Annotated in this window: 6 protein-coding genes; 5 read left to right on the top strand and 1 reads right to left on the bottom strand. The window is 57.9% G+C overall.

Annotated elements, in window-relative coordinates; translation table 11 throughout:
• On the bottom strand, positions 1–304 hold a 304-nt coding region (locus EN993_RS32735; protein ID WP_206532455.1), incomplete at its 3' end, for a dihydrodipicolinate synthase family protein.
• Between the two features lie 239 nt (positions 305–543).
• Here EN993_RS32735 and EN993_RS32730 point away from each other — a divergent pair.
• The 5 genes from EN993_RS32730 to EN993_RS32710 form a co-directional block, all read left to right on the top strand.
• A complete protein-coding gene (locus EN993_RS32730) occupies positions 544–1,353 on the top strand; it encodes a transporter substrate-binding domain-containing protein (RefSeq protein ID WP_127265906.1) in 810 nt (269 codons plus the stop codon).
• 52 nt (positions 1,354–1,405) lie between these two features.
• A complete protein-coding gene (locus EN993_RS32725; RefSeq protein ID WP_127265904.1) occupies positions 1,406–2,080 on the top strand; it encodes an amino acid ABC transporter permease in 675 nt (224 codons plus the stop codon).
• Positions 2,080–2,757, top strand: a complete 678-nt coding sequence (locus EN993_RS32720; RefSeq protein ID WP_206532454.1) for an amino acid ABC transporter permease — start codon at positions 2,080–2,082, stop codon at positions 2,755–2,757. The genes EN993_RS32725 and EN993_RS32720 overlap by 1 nt, the downstream gene beginning before the upstream one ends.
• Positions 2,744–3,481 carry an amino acid ABC transporter ATP-binding protein gene (locus EN993_RS32715; protein WP_127265900.1) on the top strand — a complete coding sequence of 246 codons (738 nt, stop codon included), beginning with the start codon at positions 2,744–2,746 and terminating at the stop codon, positions 3,479–3,481. The genes EN993_RS32720 and EN993_RS32715 overlap by 14 nt, the downstream gene beginning before the upstream one ends.
• A 35-nt stretch (positions 3,482–3,516) precedes the next feature.
• Positions 3,517–3,748: DUF3830 family protein (locus EN993_RS32710; protein ID WP_127265898.1), on the top strand; the 232-nt coding region annotated here is incomplete at its 3' end.

Here is a 3,748-nt window from a genome sequence, read left to right as displayed (position 1 = left end):
CCGCGGTCGCGGTGTCCTCGCTGTAGACGCCCGCCGTCAGGAACCGGTGCTGGCCCAAGAGCTCACGTGCAATGACCACAACGGTGCGCTTGTCTTCGCGTGTCAGCTGAGCGTTCTCGCCCGCATGACCGTTGACCAGCAGACCGCGTATTCCGGGAATTGCCAAGACATGCGCGAGATGACTGCTGATCGATCGTTCATCCAGGGCGAACACCGTCGTCAACGGGCAGACCGTCGAGGCATGGATGCCACCGAGCATTTCCAGCACCCGAGATCGATCCCTGTTTCCTGGTCGAAAGCTCATCAAAAACTCCTGTTGACTGCGCCGGAGGCACACCAAGCGCTCGAGCAGGGACCATATGCGAAGGCATGATCGTATACAATCTTTAGACGATTGATATTTTTTTGGTAGACACTTTTGGAAAGAATGCTACCGTATTGGTGCGTGGCACAAGGCTGAAAAACGACCTCGACGTGCTCGCGCCAAATTGCTTGGTCGTTGGACGTGCATGCGTTTCGAACTCAAAAAATGGGGATCAAAAAATGCTGGGAAAACTGAAAGCAGCGGCCCTGGCCGCGGGCTTTGTTGCAGGTACTCTCTTGTCCCAAATGGCGCAGGCGCGACCACTGGAGGAGATTTTGTCGTCCGGCGTCGTGCGGGTCGGCATTGAGACCGACCTCGCACCGCTTGGCAGCTTCGACGCCAGCAACGAAGTCGTCGGTTTCGACGTGGACGTTGCAGAAAAGCTTGCCGAAATGCTGGGCGTGAAGCTCGAAAAGGTCAACATACTCGGGCCAGATCGCATTCCTTTCGTCAGCAGCGGCAAGATCGACTTCACCCTCGGCGCCCTTACCCGGACGGCCGATCGCGCCAAGGTGATCGACTTCTCCGTGCCGCTTCATACGGAGTCGCTGGCGGTTTTGACCCTGGAAGGCAAGCCATTCAAGGATTGGAAGGATCTGAACAACGAGAACGTCACGTTGGTCCAAGTGCGCGGCACCACGCCGGTCGAGTTCATCCAGAAGAATCTGCCCAAGGCAAAGCTTCTTCTGCTCGACAGCAATGCCGATGTGGTCCGCAGCCTTGCGCAGGGCCGCGGCGACGCGCTCATCGACGTTCTCGACTTCTTCAACGATTTGCGTGTTCAATTCAAAGCCAACTGGAAGGTGCTCGATACCCCTATCGAGGTTGACTATTGCTCGATCGGTGTCGCGAGAGGCAACACCTCGCTGAAGGACTGGCTCAACGTCGCGCTCTTCCAACTCCACAACGATGGCTGGGTCAACGAGACCTGGGTCAAGTGGTTCAAGGGTCCCATGGTCTTCGACGTAAAGGCCACTCCCTACTTCTGATACCATACCCAGGCCGGCGCCAAGCGCGCCGGCCTCTTCGGGGGGAGGAATCGTGAACTACTCTCTACAGTTCGGGCAGGTGATAGGGTTTTTGCCCTATCTCCTCGAGGGCGCTCTGGTCAGTTTCTGGCTCGCGCTTCTGGCCTTCTCGGGAGGCTTGCTGATCGGTCTCGCCGGTGCCTTTGGCAAGATATTCGGCGGCCGCGTAGTTTCAGGGGCGGTTTCGGCCTATTGCATCTTTCTCACCAACACGCCGCTCTTGGTGCAGATATTCTTCATCTTTTATGGTCTTGCTGACTTTGGCTTGTTGCTGACACCATTCCAGGCAGTCTTGATAGGCATTATGCTGAATACCGGTGCTTATCTGACCGAGATCCTGCGCGCCGGCTTCTTGTCCACTCGGCGTAGCGAACTGGAAGCTGCTGAAGTGCTTGGCATGTCACGGCTGCAGACCGTTCACCACGTGATCGTGCCGCACATTGCCCGGGTGCTTTTTCCACCGCTGTCCAATCAGTACATCTTGGTCGTTATGAGCACCTCGATGGGCGCCATCTTCGGCTTGGAGGAATTGACGGGGCGCGCGGTCAACATCAACGCCCAGACCTTCCGTTCGATCGAGATTTTCACGATGACAGGCCTGATCTACCTGGGAGTAACCACGCTGGCTACGGCACTGCTGGTGCTGGCCGGCCGCCACCTGCTTCGTGTGCGAATGTCGGTGCTGTGATGGACGGCATACTTCCCCAGGTCCCGACGCTTTTCACATCGACCAATATGCTCTTCTTCGGCAAGGCGTTTCTGGCCACCTTCAGCTTGTCGGCGGCCAGCTGCCTGATCGGCGCCGTCTTCGGTTTCGCGCTGGCCACTGTCCGGATGACGAAATCATTGGCCCTTTTGCCGTTGCGAATTCTGGCAATTGGATTCACCGAGATGTTCCGGCGTATCCCGCCGCTGGTGGTGCTGTTTCTGGTCTTCTTCAGTTTTTCGATTGCCAAGTTCGAACTGCCGACCTTCACCGTGGCGTTGATCGCACTGTGCATGATCGCTACCGCCTTCATCACCGAGATCGTGCGCGGTGGTTACGGGACTATACCGCAGGCGCAATGGGATGCTGCCGCGACCATGAACTTCACGCTTCTGGACACGCTCCGCCTGGTGGTCATTCCGCAGGCTTGGCGCGTTATCATCCCGACGCTGTTCGTGTTCTTTGTGATGTTCATCAAGGACTCGGCACTGGCTTCGCAAATTGGCGTGATGGAACTGACCTTTGTTGGAAAGTCCTTCATCGATCGCGGCATATCCCCGGTGCTGGCGTTCGGCGTGGTGCTCATCCTCTATTTCATCTTGTCCTATCCGCTGGCGCTTGCCGGCAAGTGGCTGGAGAAGCGCCTTGCACCATCTTGAGACCAGAGCTCTGTCGGCGGAATACGCAGGCAACAAAGTCCTCAATGACGTGTCGTTCACCGTCAACAAGGGCGCCATCGTCAGTCTGATTGGGCCTTCCGGCTCGGGCAAAAGTACCATCCTGCGCGTCCTGTCCGGCCTGCTGCCGCCGGTAGGCGGAGAGGTCCTGCTGCACGGCAAGCCGGTCGACTATCACAACCGGGCCGATGTGAAGGCGGTCCGCAACGTTCTGACTATCGTATTCCAGCAATTCAATCTCTTCCAAAACATGACGGCGTTGCAGAACGTCACCGTTGCGCCTGTGAAAATCCGCAAGCGCGACCGCAGGGAGGTCGAAGCCGAGGCGGTGGAATTGCTGAAGAAGGTTGGGCTGGGCGACAAGCTGGGCTCCTATCCGGACCAGATGTCAGGCGGTCAGCAGCAGCGCGTCGCAATCGCGCGTGCCCTCGCCCTTAAGCCGGAAATCCTGCTGCTTGACGAGGTGACGTCAGCACTCGATCCGGAGTTGGTGCATGAGGTGCTCGACACGATACGCCTGCTGGCATCCGAGGGTATGACAATGCTGACGGTTTCGCACGAAATGGGGTTCGTGCGTGAAGTCTCCTCGAAAGTGCTCTTCCTGGACGGCGGCTGCATTGTCGAAGCCGGCCCCCCTTCGCAGATATTCGACAATGCCCTGGAAGCCCGTACACGGCAGTTTCTTGGCAAGGTCCTGCACCGCTAAGCCCCCACCCTCTCGAACAACAGAGAAACCAAGATATGACCAAGATAACGCTGAAGGCCGGCGCCTTTACCTTCCACGGCCGGCTTGAGACGCAGCTGGCTCCGCGGACATGCGCGGCTTTCGTCGAACGAATGCCATTTGAGAGCCGCGCCATTCATGTGCGCTGGAGCGGTGAAGGGTTATGGATGCCACTCGGCGATTTCAGCTTCGGCGTGGACTACGAAAACCACACCAGCTATCCCGCGCCCGGCCAGATCATCCTGTATC

Source organism: Mesorhizobium sp. M7D.F.Ca.US.004.01.2.1, from assembly GCF_003997785.1.
Classification (GTDB): domain Bacteria; phylum Pseudomonadota; class Alphaproteobacteria; order Rhizobiales; family Rhizobiaceae; genus Mesorhizobium; species Mesorhizobium loti.
This window is presented reverse-complemented; position numbering and strand designations above follow the sequence as displayed.

Excerpts from the sequence above, each read along its gene's own strand:
- EN993_RS32730 (WP_127265906.1), top strand. The coding sequence starts at position 544 with ATGCTGGGAAAACTGAAAGCAGCGGCCCTGGCCGCGGGCTTTGTTGCA.
- EN993_RS32720 (WP_206532454.1), top strand. The coding sequence starts at position 2,080 with ATGGACGGCATACTTCCCCAGGTCCCGACGCTTTTCACATCGACCAAT.